Origin of the sequence: Cytobacillus oceanisediminis (assembly GCF_003182355.1) — a bacterium.
Classification (GTDB): domain Bacteria; phylum Bacillota; class Bacilli; order Bacillales; family Cytobacillaceae; genus Cytobacillus; species Cytobacillus oceanisediminis_A.
On the sequence record NZ_QGTW01000005.1, the window covers coordinates 152543 to 171167 of the forward strand.

At 37.8% G+C, this 18625-nt stretch carries 21 protein-coding genes; 4 read left to right on the plus strand and 17 right to left on the minus strand.

Annotated features, from left to right (window positions below; genetic code table 11):
* Nucleotides 1–172 precede the first annotated feature (172 nt).
* A complete protein-coding gene (locus tag DFO73_RS11565; RefSeq protein ID WP_110064942.1) occupies nucleotides 173–610 on the plus strand; it encodes an Rrf2 family transcriptional regulator in 438 nt (145 codons plus the stop codon).
* 83 nt (nucleotides 611–693) lie between these two features.
* Here DFO73_RS11565 and DFO73_RS11570 read toward each other — a convergent pair whose 3' ends face one another.
* The gene (locus tag DFO73_RS11570) at nucleotides 694–1209 is read right to left on the minus strand and encodes an AraC family transcriptional regulator (RefSeq protein WP_110064943.1); all 516 of its coding nucleotides are present in this window, start codon (nucleotides 1207–1209) and stop codon (nucleotides 694–696) included.
* A gap of 134 nt (nucleotides 1210–1343) precedes the next feature.
* Here DFO73_RS11570 and DFO73_RS11575 point away from each other — a divergent pair, with 134 nt between their 5' ends.
* Complete coding sequence (locus DFO73_RS11575) at nucleotides 1344–1778, plus strand: CBS domain-containing protein (RefSeq protein ID WP_110064944.1); 435 nt, start codon at nucleotides 1344–1346, stop codon at nucleotides 1776–1778.
* 259 nt (nucleotides 1779–2037) lie between these two features.
* On the opposite strand, the gene DFO73_RS29305 is transcribed toward DFO73_RS11575, so the two are convergent.
* The 3 genes from DFO73_RS29305 to DFO73_RS11590 form a co-directional block, all read right to left on the minus strand.
* The gene (locus tag DFO73_RS29305) at nucleotides 2038–2220 is read right to left on the minus strand and encodes a hypothetical protein (protein ID WP_258309416.1); all 183 of its coding nucleotides are present in this window, start codon (nucleotides 2218–2220) and stop codon (nucleotides 2038–2040) included.
* 249 nt (nucleotides 2221–2469) lie between these two features.
* Nucleotides 2470–2796, minus strand: coding sequence for a CBO0543 family protein (locus tag DFO73_RS29605; RefSeq protein ID WP_309043016.1), 327 nt, complete (start codon nucleotides 2794–2796; stop codon nucleotides 2470–2472).
* Nucleotides 2797–3063: 267 nt separating this feature from the next.
* The gene (locus DFO73_RS11590) at nucleotides 3064–3249 is read right to left on the minus strand and encodes a hypothetical protein (RefSeq protein WP_110064945.1); all 186 of its coding nucleotides are present in this window, start codon (nucleotides 3247–3249) and stop codon (nucleotides 3064–3066) included.
* A 79-nt stretch (nucleotides 3250–3328) separates the two neighbouring features.
* On the opposite strand from DFO73_RS11590, the gene DFO73_RS11595 reads away from it, so the two are divergent.
* On the plus strand, nucleotides 3329–3769 hold the full coding sequence (locus DFO73_RS11595; RefSeq protein WP_110064946.1) for a cell wall hydrolase: 441 nt from the start codon (nucleotides 3329–3331) through the stop codon (nucleotides 3767–3769).
* A gap of 362 nt (nucleotides 3770–4131) precedes the next feature.
* Here DFO73_RS11595 and DFO73_RS28630 read toward each other — a convergent pair whose 3' ends face one another.
* The 11 genes from DFO73_RS28630 to DFO73_RS11645 form a co-directional block, all read right to left on the minus strand.
* Complete coding sequence (locus DFO73_RS28630; RefSeq protein WP_181395985.1) at nucleotides 4132–4308, minus strand: hypothetical protein; 177 nt, start codon at nucleotides 4306–4308, stop codon at nucleotides 4132–4134.
* A 48-nt stretch (nucleotides 4309–4356) separates the two neighbouring features.
* Nucleotides 4357–5325 (minus strand): 3-oxoacyl-ACP synthase III family protein, encoded by a 969-nt coding sequence (locus DFO73_RS11600; protein WP_181395986.1) that lies wholly within the window; start codon nucleotides 5323–5325, stop codon nucleotides 4357–4359.
* A gap of 36 nt (nucleotides 5326–5361) precedes the next feature.
* The gene (locus tag DFO73_RS11605; RefSeq protein ID WP_181395987.1) at nucleotides 5362–6315 is read right to left on the minus strand and encodes a 3-oxoacyl-[acyl-carrier-protein] synthase III C-terminal domain-containing protein; all 954 of its coding nucleotides are present in this window, start codon (nucleotides 6313–6315) and stop codon (nucleotides 5362–5364) included.
* A 108-nt stretch (nucleotides 6316–6423) separates the two neighbouring features.
* On the minus strand, nucleotides 6424–7398 hold the full coding sequence (locus DFO73_RS11610) for a 3-oxoacyl-[acyl-carrier-protein] synthase III C-terminal domain-containing protein (protein ID WP_110064949.1): 975 nt from the start codon (nucleotides 7396–7398) through the stop codon (nucleotides 6424–6426).
* A gap of 18 nt (nucleotides 7399–7416) precedes the next feature.
* A complete protein-coding gene (locus DFO73_RS11615; protein WP_181395988.1) occupies nucleotides 7417–8388 on the minus strand; it encodes a 3-oxoacyl-[acyl-carrier-protein] synthase III C-terminal domain-containing protein in 972 nt (323 codons plus the stop codon).
* Nucleotides 8372–9208: a 3-hydroxyacyl-CoA dehydrogenase family protein gene (locus DFO73_RS11620; protein ID WP_110064951.1), complete on the minus strand. Its 837-nt coding sequence runs from the start codon at nucleotides 9206–9208 to the stop codon at nucleotides 8372–8374. The genes DFO73_RS11615 and DFO73_RS11620 overlap by 17 nt, the downstream gene beginning before the upstream one ends.
* Nucleotides 9208–10242: a 3-oxoacyl-ACP synthase III family protein gene (locus DFO73_RS11625; protein WP_219993428.1), complete on the minus strand. Its 1035-nt coding sequence runs from the start codon at nucleotides 10240–10242 to the stop codon at nucleotides 9208–9210. Before DFO73_RS11625 ends, DFO73_RS11620 begins: the two co-directional genes overlap by 1 nt.
* Nucleotides 10243–10357: 115 nt before the next feature.
* Entirely contained in the window at nucleotides 10358–11425 is a 1068-nt protein-coding gene (locus DFO73_RS11630; RefSeq protein WP_258309417.1) for a 3-oxoacyl-ACP synthase III family protein, read from the minus strand.
* On the minus strand, nucleotides 11416–12153 hold the full coding sequence (locus tag DFO73_RS11635; protein WP_110064953.1) for an SDR family NAD(P)-dependent oxidoreductase: 738 nt from the start codon (nucleotides 12151–12153) through the stop codon (nucleotides 11416–11418). The genes DFO73_RS11630 and DFO73_RS11635 overlap by 10 nt, the downstream gene beginning before the upstream one ends.
* A gap of 17 nt (nucleotides 12154–12170) precedes the next feature.
* Nucleotides 12171–14543, minus strand: a complete 2373-nt coding sequence (locus tag DFO73_RS11640; protein ID WP_110064954.1) for an ABC transporter permease — start codon at nucleotides 14541–14543, stop codon at nucleotides 12171–12173.
* Nucleotides 14544–14545: 2 nt separating this feature from the next.
* Nucleotides 14546–15235: an ABC transporter ATP-binding protein gene (locus DFO73_RS11645; RefSeq protein WP_110064955.1), complete on the minus strand. Its 690-nt coding sequence runs from the start codon at nucleotides 15233–15235 to the stop codon at nucleotides 14546–14548.
* 411 nt (nucleotides 15236–15646) lie between these two features.
* On the opposite strand from DFO73_RS11645, the gene DFO73_RS11650 reads away from it, so the two are divergent.
* Nucleotides 15647–16447 carry an alpha/beta fold hydrolase gene (locus tag DFO73_RS11650; protein ID WP_110064956.1) on the plus strand — a complete coding sequence of 267 codons (801 nt, stop codon included), beginning with the start codon at nucleotides 15647–15649 and terminating at the stop codon, nucleotides 16445–16447.
* A gap of 397 nt (nucleotides 16448–16844) precedes the next feature.
* Here DFO73_RS11650 and DFO73_RS11655 read toward each other — a convergent pair whose 3' ends face one another.
* Together DFO73_RS11655 and DFO73_RS11660 are read right to left on the minus strand one after the other, a co-directional pair.
* Nucleotides 16845–17321 (minus strand): hypothetical protein, encoded by a 477-nt coding sequence (locus DFO73_RS11655; RefSeq protein ID WP_110064957.1) that lies wholly within the window; start codon nucleotides 17319–17321, stop codon nucleotides 16845–16847.
* 292 nt (nucleotides 17322–17613) lie between these two features.
* On the minus strand, nucleotides 17614–18621 hold the full coding sequence (locus DFO73_RS11660) for a DUF3231 family protein (protein WP_110064958.1): 1008 nt from the start codon (nucleotides 18619–18621) through the stop codon (nucleotides 17614–17616).
* Between the last annotated feature and the right edge of the window lie 4 nt (nucleotides 18622–18625).

The window sequence follows — 18625 nt, forward strand, 5'->3', positions numbered from 1 at the left end:
GTAACTAACATAATTACATGTACATATTATAGTTACAGGTAACCCGCTTGTCAACAGGTGAGCCCTCATTATATCTTTTGTTCTTAATTTGCTATAATACACTTGTAATCATTTTAATTACACATTGTAAGGAAAAATAATAACGTTTAGATAATAGGGAAGGTGACTATAAATGTCTATCAGCAGCCGATTCGCTGTTGGAATTCATATATTAGCTCTAATTGATTTAAATAAAGAGGGAACAAGTTCTTCGGAATTTTTGGCTTCAAGTGTAAACACGAATCCAGCCGTGATCAGAAAACTAATGGGAATGCTAAAAAAGGCAGGCTTAGTTGAGGTACATCCTGGCATTGCAGGAGCTAAAGTTACAAAGCAATTATCCGAGATTACACTTTTGGATGTTTATAAGGCAGTTAATGTTGTCCAGGATAAAGAGTTGTTTAGTGTACATGACAATCCAAATCCAGAATGTCCCGTTGGCAGGAACATCCAAAATACAATTGAACCCTTATTTACAGCTGCTCAACTAGCAATGGAGAAGGTTTTAGGGAATGTAACCCTTGAGGATGTTGTTAAGGATATTGCCAATAAAGAAAAAATAAAGTGTTGATAAAAGACATTCTTGATGAATGTCTTTTATTTTTGTTAAACTAAACTGCTTACTCGCTCAACAACAAAAATGCCACCATTAAATTAGCAGCACATTCTGGATTGCAGCCGTAAGTTTTCAAGATTTTCTTTTTTTATTGGCACCAATAAATCAACTTTACATTTCCCTTCTGGATCTTCGGAAGGGTTATTCATATTATATTCAAGGTTAAATCGATCGTAATCTGCCTCATAATTGCTGTTTGGCAGCCATTCTCCAAACATATACTTATATGCAAAATTCAGCTTTTCAGGTGTATTATAGAAGTGATAAAAGGCATAGAGCCCACCATCCAATTTTTTAAATTTCACATCTTTATGTTTCTCTTTATCAAATCCGCTAGGAATTGTAACGCAAGCATCGTGGCGGCAATCCTTGCTTTTAACTAAATCAGGATTATCTAATGAAATTCCGATAAATGATTGCTGAGGTGGGTATAGCCCATTGCTAATTGCCCAGTTAATCAGCATTCCCCAGTGTTCTTGCGGTTCATAATAACTCCCGGAACGTCTAATAAATGCTACTTCAGTTTCAGGTAATTCCTTTATTATGATATTCACTTTAACAATCCCCCATTTGGAAATAATTACTTAAAAATACACTGTACAGCTTTAAATTTAGATAAAAATTACCATTAATAATATCGCCAATTTTCCCCATCCTATAAAAAGAAACTATATTTGGAGGTAATTTCATGGCACAATTAAAAGATATCATGACATCAAATGTTGTTACAGTTAACGAAACACAAACAGTACAGGAAGCTGCAGCGTTAATGAGCCAATATAATATCGGAGCTATCCCAGTAGTAAATAACAGCAGACAGATGGTTGGAATAGTAACGGATCGTGATATTACCCTTCGTACGACAGCACAAGGAGAAAATGCACAAACACCTGTATCTCAAGTCATGACTGCACAGCAAATCGTACAAGGTACACCGGATATGGATGTTCATCAAGCATCAAGTTTAATGGCACAGCAGCAAATTCGCCGTTTGCCGGTAACCGAAAATGGACAATTAGTAGGAATGGTTGCTCTAGGTGATTTAGCAGTACAAAATCAATATGCAAACGAGGCAGAACAGGCATTGCAAAGTATTTCAACTCCTTCCGCACCTCAACAATAGTAAGGAGTTACTTGATTGTTATAAAATAACTATTAGCACAGACCTATGCCTTGGTCTGTGCTAATAGAAGTGAATTGCAGGTTTTAGTTAATAAGAACGAATCCCGCTATTGGTGCATACAAAACTCGGTTATTACTTCGTTCTCTAATTAAAGCCATCCCTTTTAAAAATCATTACTTACAACACAAGCACCCGGTAGTCAAACAAGTGTGCGAAAAATATTTAATTAATGAATTAAAGATGCTTTTAAATCTATACGTCATTTTCTAAATAGTACTTTATATACCTGCTTTTTTTGTCCCATCATTTTATTTACTGCTTCAGGGTCTTCTTCTTTCAAGCCTGATTCGTTAACTTCAATAATTGTACTCTTATTATCCAACTGCTTGAGTGTTATGGTAACAATGGTTTCTTCATTCTGCTCCTCTCCCCAAGAAAACACAATCTTCTTATTTCCTGGACTTCTAACACATTTATTGTCCCTTCTGCATCGTATTCATCATTTCAGTATAATCTTCTTACCTTGTTCCCATCTTTTTGTTACTGTCAATGAAGTTTTCCTTTGCTTAATATGGGGCCTATTGCTAACCTGGTCCGCTTGAACAATAAAGAAAAAGAGTTGCTGCAGCAACTCCGATTTATAACCCCAGCACCTATTAGCTTAACAAGTAATCGTTAAATACAGTTTGAGTTATTTAGCAAACTTAAAAGGAATATCAAAGTAAGTGATTAAAAAAATGATAATAAATATAGAAATGATATAAGCTGGGAATGGTTTGTACTGATGCAGCGCAATGACTGAAAACATTACAATATCAAATAAAAAAGAGTACCAAATTTGCCATCCATTCTGGTAGGAAACCCTCTCGAATACATATAGGATCCATTCAATTAATATGTAAATTCCCGACCAAAGAAATACGTAAATTACTCTTAGAAACCACCTTTCAGGAAAACGGGAAAGAAAAAGAAAGATACTAATAGGCATTGTAATAAGAGCATAAACAATAACAACCATTGCATGTCCATATAAAAAAATCTGGATGGAACTTCCATAAGGTGTTTTCTTTTACGATATATTCGTACAGCAAACCTCCCGTGGAAATAAAAAACATACTGGCATGGTATTTCCTCCAGTTCTTCCAATTTCCCCATTTAAAGGAAGCAATAATGGTAAGAATCGTAATTGCAACATGCATTAAACGCATCCCTTTCGAGTGTTTTAATGACAGTTTTCCCTTTTTGTTGTCAAATAATTTAAAGCCGTCGAACCATTAAATTTTAATCAGTTAGTTGCCGGGAAAAACGCTTCTTTATTGCCCAATTCTGCCCCGTTTGTTAGTTCAAAAAGAAAAGGCCGGAAAATCAGCTGAGCCTTCAGCTCTACGCTAATTAAGGTGTAAGACACAATAATTGTTGATATATCAATAAAAAGAAGGATGCTAAACGCTATGCAATTTGTACCACTCAATTTATTATTTCTCCCCTGACCGAACCCGGTAACATTTTTACAGGATTTCTTAATATAATTCTTTTAGAGGTGATAAAAAGTGCCAAGAGTACAATATACCGACAGTGACGTTGCTTTAATGGCAAGGATGATGAGGGCAGAAGCCGAAGGTGAAGGAAAACTGGGAATGCTTATGGTTGGAAATGTAATTGTCAATCGGCGAAAAGCTAATTGTCTCGATTTTGAAGGCTTAAGGACCATACCCCAAGTGATTTTTCAGGTGCAAGGAGGAAATTATTCTTTCGAAGCAGTTCAGAAAGGAAATGTTTTTTATAATAGAGCAAGAAGTGTGGAAAAGAGATTAGCCAAGCAAACCTTAGACTATTGGAGGGAGCATCCTTCCAAGTTTGCTCTTTGGTATTTCAATCCGTATGCTCCATGTCCGCCAACATGGTATGATCAGCCATTTTCAGGGCAATTTAAACAGCATTGTTATTATGAACCAAGGGCTAATACTTGTGAAAGTGCTTATAGATGGTAACAATCCCCCCACACATTGGGGGGGGTTGTGCGTTAACCCTTCTTAACGTTAAATCTGATATAATTAAAAAACGCCTAATCCCAAGTAGACCAAGGGTTTGGACATTTTTTTAACCATGTTTATGAAAGCGTTGATTTGTAAAAAGGTCAACCAGAAAAATCTGGCTAACCTTATATTACGAACGGATTTTATCCTTTTACTTGATACTGTAATTTTTTATAGAAACCTTATCTGGTGCAAATATCGTTTTACCCGTTTCCAGATCAAACTCCCATCCATGTAATCGGATATTTCTTCTGATATATTCACTTGGAAGCATGTTTACCCAAGGGGTTTCATGACGAAGTGATTTCCAATCTTATCTAGCCCCACATGAGAGGAGCTACCCATGAAAAACCGTACTCTACAAATACAACTTTTAAATTCGGGAACTTCTCAAAAACGCCTTCCATCACTAAACTAATAATAATACGCTGCGCTAACAGTCCAAGAGATGCATGCCATTCATAATACGTGGATGCGGGCCCTATCCCCCTCATTGCTCCTTCCCAACATCATCCCCCTTTTCCTTATATAGCTATAGTGAACTACATTTGGAATAAAAGTGTTCCCCAAGCCAAACCTGAACCATATGCACAAAACAAAAGCTTATCTCCTTTTTTCACTAACCCTTTTCTTCGTGCTTCATCTAAAGCAATTAACGACGAAGCACCACCTGTATTCCCAAATTTATCATTATTTATATGGGTCTTATTGAGAGGGACGCTAAACATTTTCATAATATTTTGGATAATATTAATATTTGCTTGATGGAAAATATAGAAATCTACTTCATTTGGATTGAAATTGGACTGTTTTAATACATTATTGATCGATTGCGGGACGATCGAATGCCCAAAATCCCAAACTGCTTGACCATCCATCTCTACATTCTCTGAAATAGTACCAAGAGTGCCTCCCGTGGGCCACCACGCTGATTTTGCCATTGTCCCTTCAACACCAAAATCATATCCAAGAACACCTTGTTCTTTCCCACATAACGTTAAAACAACAGCCCCTGATCCATCTGCTAGAAAACAAGCGGTATTCCTATATTTCCAATCAATGAATTTGGTATAAATTTCTGTACAAATCACCAAAACATTCTTAAAATTATATGGATCCATATATTTTATCCCAGTTAATAAGGCAAATGCAGAATTAGGGCATCCTCCAACATTCATATCAAACGCAATGGAATTTTTTGCCCCTAGTTCAGCCTGTACAAAACAAGCAGTAGCCGGTGATTTCACATCGGAATTAATAGATGCAAGAATGATAAGGTCAATATCCTCCGCCTCTATATTTGCATCTGTTAATGCTCTTTTTGCTGCTTCGATTGAAAGGGTTGAAATTTGGTCCTCTTTTCCGGCAACCCTCCGTTCTTTAATCCCATATTTCGATTGAATCCATTCATCTGTCGTCTCCATTAATTGTTCTAAGTCTTTATTAGTTAAAACATTTTCAGGCAGGAAACTACCTGTACCGATAATTTTAGCTGACCATGCTTCATTCACTTTTTTCAACTCCTCAAAAAATAATGCCCTTTCCTATCAGACTTCTAAAATGGACCCAAGCCACGATATTCCAACTCCTGCAGATAAAGTTAAAATCTTTTCTCCGCGTCTTGGCTGATAGATGTTGAACAGATTATTTAAATCACAAATAAATCCTGGTGCCCCTAAATCCCCTTGACTTTCCAAAAAGGGGAAATTAGTACGGCTCCTATCAAATTCTAAAACATCGATAAGCTTTTCCATTAAATCCTTCCTGCCAGAAGGAAGCAGTAAATAGGAAATATCACTTAGTGATAATTTCGACTTTTCAAGAAGTTCATTTGTTATATATAAGTAATTTTTAATATTGTTCTCTCTTAAAAGGTTGGCACTGTCTGTATTAAAAAAGCTATACTCATTCTCACGAATGGCAGTTTGTTTTTGTCTTTCCATATCCGCAAATTTTGTACCACTGCTTAGAAAGGCAAAATCGTAAAACCTTCCATCTGTTACTCCCGCAAATTCTCCTAATTTATTTTTGACATTTGTACCTTTTTCCAGCAATATAGCTGCTCCTGTATCTCCAAAAATTAATCCAGCTGCAGTCCGGTTGGTGGTGTAAGGTTCCCAATTTTCACCTGACACAATTAAGGCATGTTTCCAATCTTTCGTATTTAATAACAAGTCCTTCGCTATTTTTAATGACATTGGAACCCCACCACAGCCTAGCATCACCTCAAAACCAATTGCTTTTTTCAGCCCTAGTTCATAACATACTTTTGCTGAGGGTGACCAAATAAGATAGTCTGGTGGAGTGGCACCAACATATATAACAATATTGATTTGATCCAAAGATACAGTTGATTCATTTATTAAAGATTTTGCTGCTTTAATTGCAAGATCCGTTGGGGATTCCGAATGATTCGCAACCCGAACAGACGATACACCAATTTTATTAAACGTTTTTTTTGAGATTTGCTCCGTTTTTAACAAATAATCTGTTTTGACCATTTCGGCAGGCTGATAGACCGCCGTTCCTTTTACGCCGATAAATTCCATTCTCTCACCCTCCTAACCTCTTAATGCCCTATGTAAAGTCGTACATGCTATATTTTAAATTTAATATTCTAGTATAAATCCATAGAACTCCATTTGCCCAAAAATAATGCAACCTAACAAGTCACCTTTTTTTACTAATCCATCTTCGATTGCCCATTTTAAGGTAATAAAAACATCATGCCCCCCAAAGTGACCAGCTTTTTCGATATAATGTGCTGGTGTTTTATCCTCTGGAACTCCTAAGTGCTTCATTAATTCTAGTGAAAAGTACTTTTGCTGGTGCACCATAAAAATCCTGTCTAAATCTTCCACTCTACAGCCATACTTGTCACAGGCAATTTGCAATGCTTCTGCGGTCATATTATAGACAAATGGTTTAATTTCTTTTTTAAACTTGTCCATATTAAACTTGACATTTTCCCAAATAGATCCATTAAACTCTGTCTCATTTGTAAAAGGGACCTTTGTTCCACCTTTTTCAAGTAAGCCAAGTTCGGGAAGCTTATCGGTAATCTGGACAAATTCTTTTAATTGAAGCTGATTTGCCTTTCTATTTAAAACAATTGAGCAAGCTCCGTCGCCAATAAATTGTGGAAACGTTCCGCCGCTTAATTGTTCAGAGCAGACGATGAGAACATTTTCAAGTGTCTCATCAGCTCTTAATTGGTCATAGGCAATTAGAAGCATAGCCCCTAGGGCATTACATCCACCATATATATCTAGTGTTGTCGAGTTAATTGCTCCAACTTCATCTTGAACCTTTGCTGAAAACTGCCACATATGGTATTCAGCATTCCAGCAATTCGCAATGATCAAGTCGACATCTTCCGGTTTTACACTTGCTTCCTCGAGAGCCTTTCGTGCAGAGTGAACACCCAATGTTGTTGGATCTTCTTCAGGCTGTGCCTGCCAAATTTCAATACATTCTAACCGATCGTATATTTTCTTCGGTAAGCCAGCTTTTTCTGCAATGACCGAAGTAGGTACTTTATTCTTTGGAAGCTCAACGCCAATCGAGGCTATCCCAATCCCCACAATCACTCACTCCTTCTATTAAACTTTCACAATCGCCGCACTAAAATTTCCATCTGCGCTTAGAGACACAACCGCTACATTAGACCCCTTATCAATCCGGCTGTCATGCATCATTTTATCAAGCGCAATCAATGTTCCCGCCGAACCCATATAGCCATTATCGGATACCGTTTCTAACACTTTCGTATTCGGTATTTGCAGACACTCTACAAATTGGCTGGAAATGGAAGGCGTATGAGAATGAAAAACGAATAAATCAATATCAGGAAGTTCTAATCGCGCTTTCACCAAAGCCTTTGCTAAGACATTAGCAGAAATGCTTACAGTTAATCCCTTTAGTTCATGATAGTGTTCATCATTGTGGACCTTAAAAACAAATTCCCCGTTTTTAATATTTTCCTCCACTAACGGATGTCGATATCCGCCAATTGCTAAGTAATTGATATCATGGTATTTCCCGACTGTCTTCGAGGAAAAGGAGATAAATTGAAAATCTTCATGACCTTTTTTAAAATGAGCAACTGCAGAACCGTCACCTAAAATCGCTTCCCCTAATGCCCGATTTTCACTGTGGTATTCCCAATGACTAGATGCCCCAATAAATGAGTGGGTATCCTCGCTATTAACCTTTAAATGGTCAATAGCAAATTTACAACCTAGTAACGAGGAGTTACCACCTTGAAACATATTATAGGTAACTGTCCTATTTACCCCAACTCTACTTAAAAGACTTCTGCTATTCATTAAATATAAATGATCAGCAAATGAATCATTCATGTAGATAAAATGTTCAACATTGCCTGCGTCAATATTTGATTTTTGAAAGATATCCATAAACGCACTTTCTGCCATCATAAAAGTGGTTAGGTTTTTATCTGCTGTAGAAACAGCTTGGACAGAACCATCATGAAGTCTGAATTCCTTTTTAACGTCAGGGGTAAAAACTCCAACTGATTTTAACCCAATCGGAATATTAGTCATTATATTCATAGAACCCCTTTCCAACTTTTCTGCCGATATGGCCTTCATATACTTTCTGTCTGATCACAGGACTTGCATTGTAGCGGTCATCTCCCATCATTTCTCTCATTGAATCCAGCCCTCTTAAAGCAACATCAATCCCAACTAAATCTGCTAACTTTAATGGACCAACTGGCAAACTCATCCCGATTTGCGCCGCGCGGTCAATCGTCTCTGCATCTGCAACACCCTGCATATAGATTAAAGCTGCCTCATTGACAACCGCCTGGACCAAACGACTAATAACAAAGCCTGGAAAGTCTTTAACCACTAAAGGTTCTTTGTTGATTAACAAACTATATTCTTTTGCTTTGACGATGGTTTCTTCACTTGTTTCAGCCCCTTTAATGACTTCAACAATTGTCATTCGGGTAACAGGTGAACAGAAATGCATTCCGACTACCCTGCTTTTGTTCGTGACTACCTGCGCAATGAAACCGACAGGGATTGTTGAAGTCGTTGTGGCTAAAATCGTTTCTGCATGACATTTTTCCTCAAGCTTTTTGAAAACCTCATGTTTAAGGTCTTTTTGTTCATGGACAGCTTCGATCGCCAATTCCACATCGCCATCAAAATCCTCCATTGTAACCGGAACAATGTTTGAAAGGACTTGATTGAACTCTTCCTGGGTGATGTGCTTTTTCCTTAACTCTTTTTCCAAATACGGTTTCATTTTGTTTTCGCCTTTTCTTGTCACCGTTATAACCTCAAAGCCGTACCTTGCAAAACAATGTGCGATTCCTTGTCCCATTAACCCAATACCGATAACAGCCACCCTGCGTTTGTTCATTAATCTTTCTCCTCACATATAAAGTCGCTGCGATCGCTCCAGCGAAGAGCAATCGAACCGTAAGATAATCCGGCGCCAAATGCCAATAAAAAGATGACTTTTCCTGGTGTAAGAAGTCCATCATCAACAGCTTCCGTTAAAGCTACTGGCATGGAAGCACCAGACATATTGCCGTATTTTGTTACATTGACCAATGCCTTCTCATAAGGTACCCCAACTTTTTCCAACCCTTGCTTGATGATATTGGCATTCGCTTGATGAGTAAGGAAAAAGTCCACTTCATTGATAGGAATGTTCGTCGCTTCCGACATTTCTTCTGCCATTTTGGGAATAATGGAAGTGCCAAATTCAAATACACTTTTCCCATCCATATGGAAATATTGCAGCCCATCATCGATGTTTTCTTTCGTTAACCGCAAAGCATCCCCGCCTCCGGGGACATAGGCTGCATAATAGCCTGATGGCTCTGACCCTAATTTTGTATGGATGATGCCTGTGTCATTTTTCGTGGCACGAAGGATATAGCATCCTGCACCATCCCCCAAAATGACGCACGTTGTCCGATCCTTCCAGTTAACGACTCTTGAATTTAACTCTGGTATGACCACTGCAACGGTTTTATATGTACCATCTGCGATAAACCGTGCCCCAACAGATAACGAAAAGACCCCTCCTGGGCAGCCTCCGGACCTAACATCAAACCCCGGAGTTCCTGTCATACCGAGCTTGTTCATCATTAAACAAGCCATTTGTGGACTTTTATGATCTGGAGTATTTGAACCGGATATAACTAAATCGATTTCGTCCAAAGAAATACCTGCGCGCTTGACCGCATCTAATAGAGCTTTTACTCCCATGTCGGAAGTATGCTCACTTTCCGATGCAACTCTTCTTTCTTTTATTCCGGTTTTTTCAGTGATCCACTCATCAGAGGTATCAACAATTTTCTCTAAATCAAAATTGGTGACAACCTTTTCAGGCAAATACTTCCCTGTAGACAAGATCCCAACATTTTGTACATATTGATTTTTCATCATGTCCTCCCCATTTGCAAAAATTCTTTCTATTCCAAGAAGATACGATACAAATACAAGGTTCATGCATTTTCGCCATTCCGTTTCTGTCAAATTAGGAAATGTCACTTTTTATTTATTCAAAGTTCGCAGAATCCATCGAAAACTGGACTAACATCGAGCCCCAAAAATAGCCTGCACCAATCGTCGCAAAAACAAGGAAATCATTATGCTTAATTTTTCCTGCATTTAAAGCCTCATATAAAACGACAGGTAAGGTTGCCGCACTTGTATTTCCGTATTTCATGACATTGCAAAATGTCTTTTCCATAGGCATTTGTAACTGGTTCATACATTCTTTAATAATATTTAGGTTCGCTTGATGAAATAAAAATAAGTCGATATCCTCTTTTCTGAATCCATGTTTTCCCAGTAAAATTAAAACCGACTCAGGTAGATAAGTGGTCGCACTTTTCCAAACGCTCCTGCCATCCATATGGAGATATTGTTTTCCCGCCATCAAACTCTCTTGATTATGCGGGGACATCGAGCCTCCGCTTGGAATGTGAACGTCCATCGCCAGCTTCGAATGAAGATCCCAGCCAAAAATCCCTGCGCTGACTCCTTTTTTCATTCTTCTTAGGACGATCGCCCCTGCAGCGTCGCCAAAAAAGACATATGTGGAACGGTCATCCGGATTGATAATACGGGACATGGCCTCTGCGCCAATCACCAATACATTTTTATGGTTTGGATTCATCAAAAAATGGGTACCTAACACCATTCCATATAGAGTCCCTGCACACGCGACTTGATTTAAGTCAATTGGCAAGGCCTTGGAAGCCCCGATCGCTTCTTTAACAATTAAGGCCGTTGAAGGCAGGATATAGTCAGGGGTAAAGGTCGTGATGATAATCGCATCTATATCCCCCGCTGCGATCCCCGCATTGGCCAGCGCTTCATTTGCGGCCATAATGCACATATGAGAAGTTGCTTTTTCTTTATCTAGATGCCTCCTTTCCTCAATTCCGGTTTTTGCGACAATCCATTCATTGGTTGTATCGATTTTTTGTTCCAGCTCTTGATTCGTAATCACGTTACTGGGAACATAAGAGCCCATCCCTAAGATCCCGACATTTACCTCTGTAAGCGTGGAAATTGACTTGACCGCATCATTTCTTTCCTTAGTAATGGTTATACCCACATTAATCCTCCATTCACTTCTAATACATGTCCATTAATATAATTGCTTTCATCACTGGCTAAAAACACGAGACTCGAAGCCAATTCATTTCCATAGCCAGGTCTTCCTGATGCAAACCTAGGTTTATACTTATCCCAAACTTTTTCCCTGCTCATTAATTCCTCGCCCATTCCTTCTTCAAAAACGCCAGGCTGGATACAATTGACGGTAATGTTGCCTATGCGAGGCAGCTCAATCGCCAACACTTTCGTTAACATTTCGACTCCCGCTTTCGCCGTACAGTAATTGGCTTGACCGATATTTACCCTTGTAGCGGCAGCTGAAGAAATGTTAATGATTTTCCCATATCCCTGATCTATAAAATAAGGCAAAACCGCTTTGCTGCATATAAACGGCCCTGTTAAATTGGTATTGATGACTTCATTCCAGTCATCAAGAGACATATCTTTAAATAAATGGTCCCGATTAATCCCTGCATTATTCACCAGCACATCGATTTGCGCATATTGATTGAACACACGCTCTAATACTTTTTTGGTAGATTCCAAACATCCAACATCCTGCTGATAATAAGAAACCTGTTCATATTGGTATACCCATTCAGGCTGTACGGAAGAGCGGCCAGTGATAATCACTTCCCCGCCCTCAGCCGCACACCCTAATGCCATCGATTTTCCCAATCCTCTGCTCCCGCCGGTAATGAGAATAACTCTATTGCGTAACTTCATTGCGCCTCTCCTTTAACCTATCTCGCCATCTCTTTAATCACGTCTGCAAGCTTAAATTGATTGACTACTCGTTGGCTGACCAGTTGGGCAATAAGTACGACAAAGATTAATAGAATCAGTGTCCATACAATGCTCACTGGCTGAATAAAAATGGGAAATGTCAGAACATCGCTATTGTATAGCAAGGAAACCGAAAGCATTCCCTCAAGCCCAAATACAACACCTAAGGTAAGAGCGATGATAGAGATAAAAATATGTTCAACTGCAAACAAATTTAAGATTCTCCGCTTTGAATATCCAAATGCTCTCAACGTAGTAATTTCATTTTTTCTTTCTATTACATTAATGAAAATAACGGAGAACAAGATCGCAGCTGCCAATATAATGGAAAAGATAAACATGATTAAAATAAACAGATTGAAAAGTCCCATAAAATTATTTAATTGAACCGTCATATTTGCATGGTCTTGGACCGAAACAATATTTGGATTCTCTGCCAATTCACTCATAATCACTTGTTTATCTCCCGATACGTCCAAAAATGCTTTATTGAAGGCAACCGACGGGGAACCTACAAACGTTTCATGAACTTGGGAAAGATCCTGGATCATGATGGATCCCACAGGAAGGTTGACGATTCCACCAACAATATATGTGGCGCTTTCCTGATAAAACGGAGACTCCACCTTTATTTCATCACCGACGCCAATTTTCAGCTGGCTTTGGACACTTTTTGAAATTAAGACACCATCTTCGGGAATTTCGATTTTCCCTGAAGAAAGATTTAACCAAGGGATATTTTCATAAACCCTATACAACTCTTGGCTATCATCCATACCCCGCAGCATAGTTTGCATTGATTGCCCATTTACGGTGGCGTTAACCGGGATATCTAAAACTCCTTCTTGCTTGCTGATTCCTTCTGTTGCCAAAATCTGCTCCATGGCTTCTTCGTCAAGTGGTTCATGAAAGATAACGGAGAGGTCATAATTCTCCACTTCATTAAATTGCTGGTTGATAATGTATTTCGCGGAATCGAGCATCCCTGACGTGGTAAACACTAAACTGATTGCGACCGCAATTCCAAAAATGGTTAAGGCATATCGGCCAATGCTGCGGAACATATTACGAATCACCGTTCGAAACGTCAGCGGCAACCGCCTAATCATCGGATCAAACCGTTTTATCAGCCATTTATAGACCTTTGATTCTATTTTCGGTGAGGAAGCCCGCATTGCCTCAACTGGCCTTAACTTAGCTGCTTTTCTTGCTGGGAAATAGCCCGCAAGTGCACCGATCAACACACTGAACAGTATCCCGGTAACCCAAAGTGACATATAAAAATGGTTCTCCCCAAACGGCAAACCGACTCGTTCACGGTACATTTCAAAGACGGCGTCCCCAAAAAAGTAGCCGACGATGGTTCCTAAAATTCCCCCAATTGCAGATAGGATTACTGAAAATTTTAAATAATGCCACCTGATGGCCTTTTGGGAATACCCTAAAGATCTCAAAGTTCCGATTATCGGACGCTGCTGGTCTACGAGTCTGCTTAACAAGATAAAAATGATAAACCCAGACACAGAAAGAAACAAAACCGGGAATATGTAGGCTAACTCTTGAAATCCTTTAAGATCTAATTTCAATAATTCATAAGAAATTTGCTTCTCCTTCTCGATTACATCAATTAGCCGGTAAGGGGCTAATAATTCTTCCAATGCATTGATGTTTCGATTCGAATCACCACTCGTAATCACTACATCATAATAGGAATTTAAACTCCCTAAACTTGCTAAGCTTTCCTGGCTTGTGAAAAAAACACCAAATTCCTTTGGAGAAGGCATGACATCAGACCGATTCTTTGCTACCCATAAATATTCCGGAGAACTGACAATCCCCGCTACCTTCAATTTTTGCTGGCTGTCAAGCCCTTCAAATGTTAACGTGTCTCCAGGTTTGAGAGAGTGTTCTTCAGCGAAATGCCTTTCCACCCAAACTGAACCGTCTTCTAAAGGTTGTCCTTTTAGAATATGCACCTTGTTCACTTTCTGCTCTTCCCCCGTTAGACCAATCATTCTTGCTTCAATTGCGGCCATTTCTTCCTTTTGTCCTAAGCTTAATGAAGCGGATGCTATTACTCTGGCTTCTGCATTTTTCACACCGGGAAGAGAACGTATTTCCTCAAGTGAATCCAGCGGGTTATCTCTAGTTAAGAATTGCGCGTCAGCAAATTCTAGTTTTTCATAAGTAAAATCATAACTATCCTCAAGGCTTAAAAAAGCCTTATAAGATGCTATATACATTCCCACACCAATACAAGTAATGAGAACAATGAGGAACCCTTGCCAAAATAACTGCTTCCATTCCCGCATGAGTTTCTTATTTAACATGGCTACACCTCGACAAGTTTTCTAGGATTATAATTAAGTGTATCCTCCACAATTTTTCCGTCTTTTAAATAAATGGCTCTATCAGCGATTTTCGCAATTTTCTGATCATGAGTGACGATAATTACCGTCTTATTTTCTTTTTTAGAAAGTTTGTATAAAAGCTGCAGCACCTGGCCTCCCGTCTTGCTGTCAAGTGCCCCTGTTGGCTCATCACATAATAACAAAGGGGGATTTTTTACGATTGCCCGAGCTATTGATACACGCTGTTGTTGTCCTCCACTCAATTGTGCCGGGAAATGGTCCTTTCGCTCCATTAGATCAACGCTTTCCAAAAGTAAGTCTATATTCAATGAATTTTTTACAAGATCAGCCCCTATTTGAATATTTTCATAGGCTGTCAATGTTGGAATTAAATTAAAGAATTGAAAGATGAATCCAACATTTTCTTTCCGGTAATTCGTTAACTTCTTATCTGTCAGATTCCCCAACTCCATACCTGAAATGCTGACACTTCCAGAATCAGGGTTATCTAACCCGCCTAATATATTTAATAATGTTGTCTTTCCAGATCCGCTGGGACCCAAGATTGTGATAAATTCACCTCGCTCAATCGTTAAACTAGGGATATTTAATGCCTCTACAGTCACATCACCCATATGGTATTGTTTCCTTACATCTTTTAGGAAAATCATCCCACATCCTCCCATCTTTTTGATTATTTTGTATATTTTTACAACCAGACCTATAATACCATAAAATAATACATATTTACCTTTAATTTACAAAATAATAACAAAAAAATTTACAATAAGACACATATAATAAAAAATAGTCAAATCCTATATTTAGATAAGTCTAAAGTTATAGACATAAAGAATCATTATCTCTTTAAAACTTTTTATGAAAAATAGCTCAGCCAAGGAAATGACTTACCTCCTAAAAATGGGATGGAAAATAGTTTCGGTTTCAGTTGGGTTTAGGTACTGGTTCGTGTTATAACTAATACTAATAATAGAAAAACAATTAATTATTTTAATTCTTAATGTCAGGTTAGAAATGAAGCGATGTTTTACGATTATAAATTTCTTGAGGGGGGCTAAGATTTGCCTAAAGAAAGAGTCAATCAAACTACGATTCATTATGAAATTGAAGGCAGCGGGGAAGCAATTGTTTTTATTCCTGGATTAGGAGCTAACTTATCTATGTATAAACCACAAGTTGAATACTTTAAACATAGTAACACAGTGATTTCCATTGATCTGCGCGGGAACGGCGAATCGGGTGAATTAACTACAAAAGTTTCGGAGGTATTAACAACACAATGTAAGGATATAAAATTGCTGCTCGAAAAATTAGACATTCATTCGGCTATTTTTGTAGGTGTATCTTACGGAGGGGTTATCTGCCAATTATTCACAAAGCTTTTTTCGAGTATAGTAAAGAAGCTTGTGATTGTTGATAGTTTTTGTACGACTAAGCCTAAAAGTCTTAAAATGTTTGGAATAATGATTGGAGCTTATATGGTTGGGGCTTATTATTTACCAACAAAATTCTTGACTAACTCAATTAAAAGTACATACGCAAAGTGGCCCTTAGCTCTAGAGGAAATGGAAAAAGTTGTAACAAACATGAGAAAAAAAGAAGTAGTGAAACAAAGATTAGCCATTAACAGGATCAACTACACTGACTTTATCGCAGAGTTTAATATGCCCTCTCTCGTTTTAGTTGGGAATCATACCAATATTGGAATCGACATGAGCAAACAAATTGCAGAACGACTTCCAAATTGTAGGTTTGAAATCATAGAAAACGCTTTTGATCCAAGCAATCTCTGTCAACCGGAAATATTCAATAGAAAATTGGATTATTTTATTAACGAAGATAGCACCAATCCAACCGACTGATGGGTAATTCTCATTCATCACTTCTATTTCAACTTGCTAAAACTTCAATTTTTTATTTTTCTTGACTTTCCAGTATACTCATTCTAATTTTAATCCAGTTTACCACTTATTTTCACACTCTAATACCGGGTCCTATGGTTATGGGTGTTGTATCTTATTAACTTCTTATTCCACACTCGCACCCGTTTATCATTATTTTACATCCATTGATCATACATTTCTTTTCTTGCTTTATGATACAAACGGACAGCTGTGTTTGATGCGGGCCATTATGGCACCCATGAATTGATTATGAGAGTTCCCTTTTAGCCTCTCATAGAGGCTTATTTATTGCCCCGCTAGTGGAATAAATAAAGGGCTGCCGCAGCAACTCCTTGTTTAACTCTTATAAAATGTATTACTTACCGTGATCCAATAATTTCTTTTCCAGATTACATATCCACTTATAATATTTTAATAAGATAAGTAAAAGTATTGGGACAATAAATACATCGTACCAAACCTTCCACCACCCAAGATGGAAAAATCCTATTGGTTCAGGAAGCAAGGCAGCTGCTTCATAAATTATGATACCTATTGTCCAACAGGTCATATAAATAACTTGTTTAGAACGGGAAGACTTAAAAGGAAACCAACCTAAGAAAATTATATTTACCGGGGGAATTAAAAAAATATGAGCAAGAATTCCTAACCAATTAACTCCTGCATCAAAATACCAATACCCATGGAGTTTAATTTCAACAATTAAATCAAAGAGTAATTGAAATGATATAGTAAAGGAACAAATATTAGCAATTTGATTTGCGGTCAGTTCTTTACCGGCTCTAAAAGCAATTAAACTGAATAAGATAATTGAAATAAAAAGTAATATCATACATAATCCCTTTTTTCATTAGCATATCCCTATAATACCCATTTATACTTATTTACCTCCTACAATATACCCATTGCCGACTTAATAAAAAAAGCTTCCTTACGACAGCCTGGCTCTTCTTCAATTGCCCACCCGGTTTAAATTTTTAAAAAGTATTTTATTCTTTTAACACAGCTTTCCTTCATAATTCCCTTTCTAAAGGAATCGAGTATCGTTAGCTTGAACAAGATACTTTTCGATATATGCTTCCATTACTTTGTATAAAAGCGAGAATCTTTTTGGGTATATGTATTTAGTCCTTTTTTATCAATTCATCTCTATCAGGTGCTTTTGGAGGCTGCTCTAACCACCCATTTTTAATCATAATGTTTGCCCCATCCTCAGCATAAATTAATATCTCTGCTGAAAGCCTTCCATACAGTACACCCAAATCCCTTCTAGGACTCATGCCCATACTTGCCCCATAGTAACCCACACTTAATGCAATTAATCCTGTTGTGTAAAACATCATTAACTTTTCAGAAAAAGTAGGCACTGTTGACTCTGTTACTTCGGTATCCCAAGTGGAAGGTACGGGAATGTCATCCTCAGCAAGAACTAAACCAAAATACTCGCAGTGTTTTTTGGCAATCTCCTTGCCTCTGACCAAGAAATTTACTACTTCTTTTGACTGTGCTACTTGACTAAACCCTATCAAAGTAGCTACACCAAATGCATTTCTTTGAAAGTTATTATATAGATTTGTAATTTCTATTCCCAATAAAGGTCGCTTTTCGCCAAGAAATCCAGTAAGGAAACTTTGCCTTTTCACAAAATCAATATTGTCAGGCATCGGTAAAAATGGCGACTTTATATATAGTCCTTCGGAAAGTAAAAGTTCTTTAACCTCCCTAAGAAAGGTTGTAAGTTGTGCAATACATTCATTAAAATAACTATAAACATCTTTCCTGACAGCAAGTGACAAATTGAGGCTGTATCCTTGTAATGCTATTTGAGCCGCCATATGCAGATAATTTAGAACATATAGGTCAGAGTATAAACTAGGTGCAGATACATCTACATCTTGATTGCTGCTAAACCCATGAGGAATCGGATATTTTTCATTATTAAAGATTTCTTTTAAAGTGGTTAAATTTCCTTGAGTAATATCTAAAGCTTGTTGAACAAGTGGTCTGATTTCTTCATCCTTAACTTTAGATAATAAATACATATATTTACATTTTATCGCACTTTCATTCATATAACTTGTCCAAAGTGAAGTAACTTCCGCAGAGGTAAGTCTTATATGTTTACTACCCATCTTT

Coding starts and splice junctions, on each gene's coding strand:
- DFO73_RS11615 (WP_181395988.1), bottom strand. CDS start 8,388: ATGAATATAATGACTAATATTCCGATTGGGTTAAAATCAGTTGGAGTT.
- DFO73_RS11565 (WP_110064942.1), top strand. CDS start 173: ATGTCTATCAGCAGCCGATTCGCTGTTGGAATTCATATATTAGCTCTA.
- DFO73_RS11625 (WP_219993428.1), bottom strand. CDS start 10,242: ATGAAAAATCAATATGTACAAAATGTTGGGATCTTGTCTACAGGGAAG.
- DFO73_RS11635 (WP_110064953.1), bottom strand. CDS start 12,153: ATGAAGTTACGCAATAGAGTTATTCTCATTACCGGCGGGAGCAGAGGA.
- DFO73_RS29605 (WP_309043016.1), bottom strand. CDS start 2,796: ATGGTTGTTATTGTTTATGCTCTTATTACAATGCCTATTAGTATCTTT.
- DFO73_RS11645 (WP_110064955.1), bottom strand. CDS start 15,235: ATGATTTTCCTAAAAGATGTAAGGAAACAATACCATATGGGTGATGTG.
- DFO73_RS28630 (WP_181395985.1), bottom strand. CDS start 4,308: ATGAGGGGGATAGGGCCCGCATCCACGTATTATGAATGGCATGCATCT.
- DFO73_RS11605 (WP_181395987.1), bottom strand. CDS start 6,315: ATGGTCAAAACAGATTATTTGTTAAAAACGGAGCAAATCTCAAAAAAA.
- DFO73_RS11660 (WP_110064958.1), bottom strand. CDS start 18,621: ATGGGTAGTAAACATATAAGACTTACCTCTGCGGAAGTTACTTCACTT.
- DFO73_RS11620 (WP_110064951.1), bottom strand. CDS start 9,208: ATGAACAAACGCAGGGTGGCTGTTATCGGTATTGGGTTAATGGGACAA.
- DFO73_RS11655 (WP_110064957.1), bottom strand. CDS start 17,321: ATGATATTACTTTTTATTTCAATTATCTTATTCAGTTTAATTGCTTTT.
- DFO73_RS11640 (WP_110064954.1), bottom strand. CDS start 14,543: ATGTTAAATAAGAAACTCATGCGGGAATGGAAGCAGTTATTTTGGCAA.
- DFO73_RS11575 (WP_110064944.1), top strand. CDS start 1,344: ATGGCACAATTAAAAGATATCATGACATCAAATGTTGTTACAGTTAAC.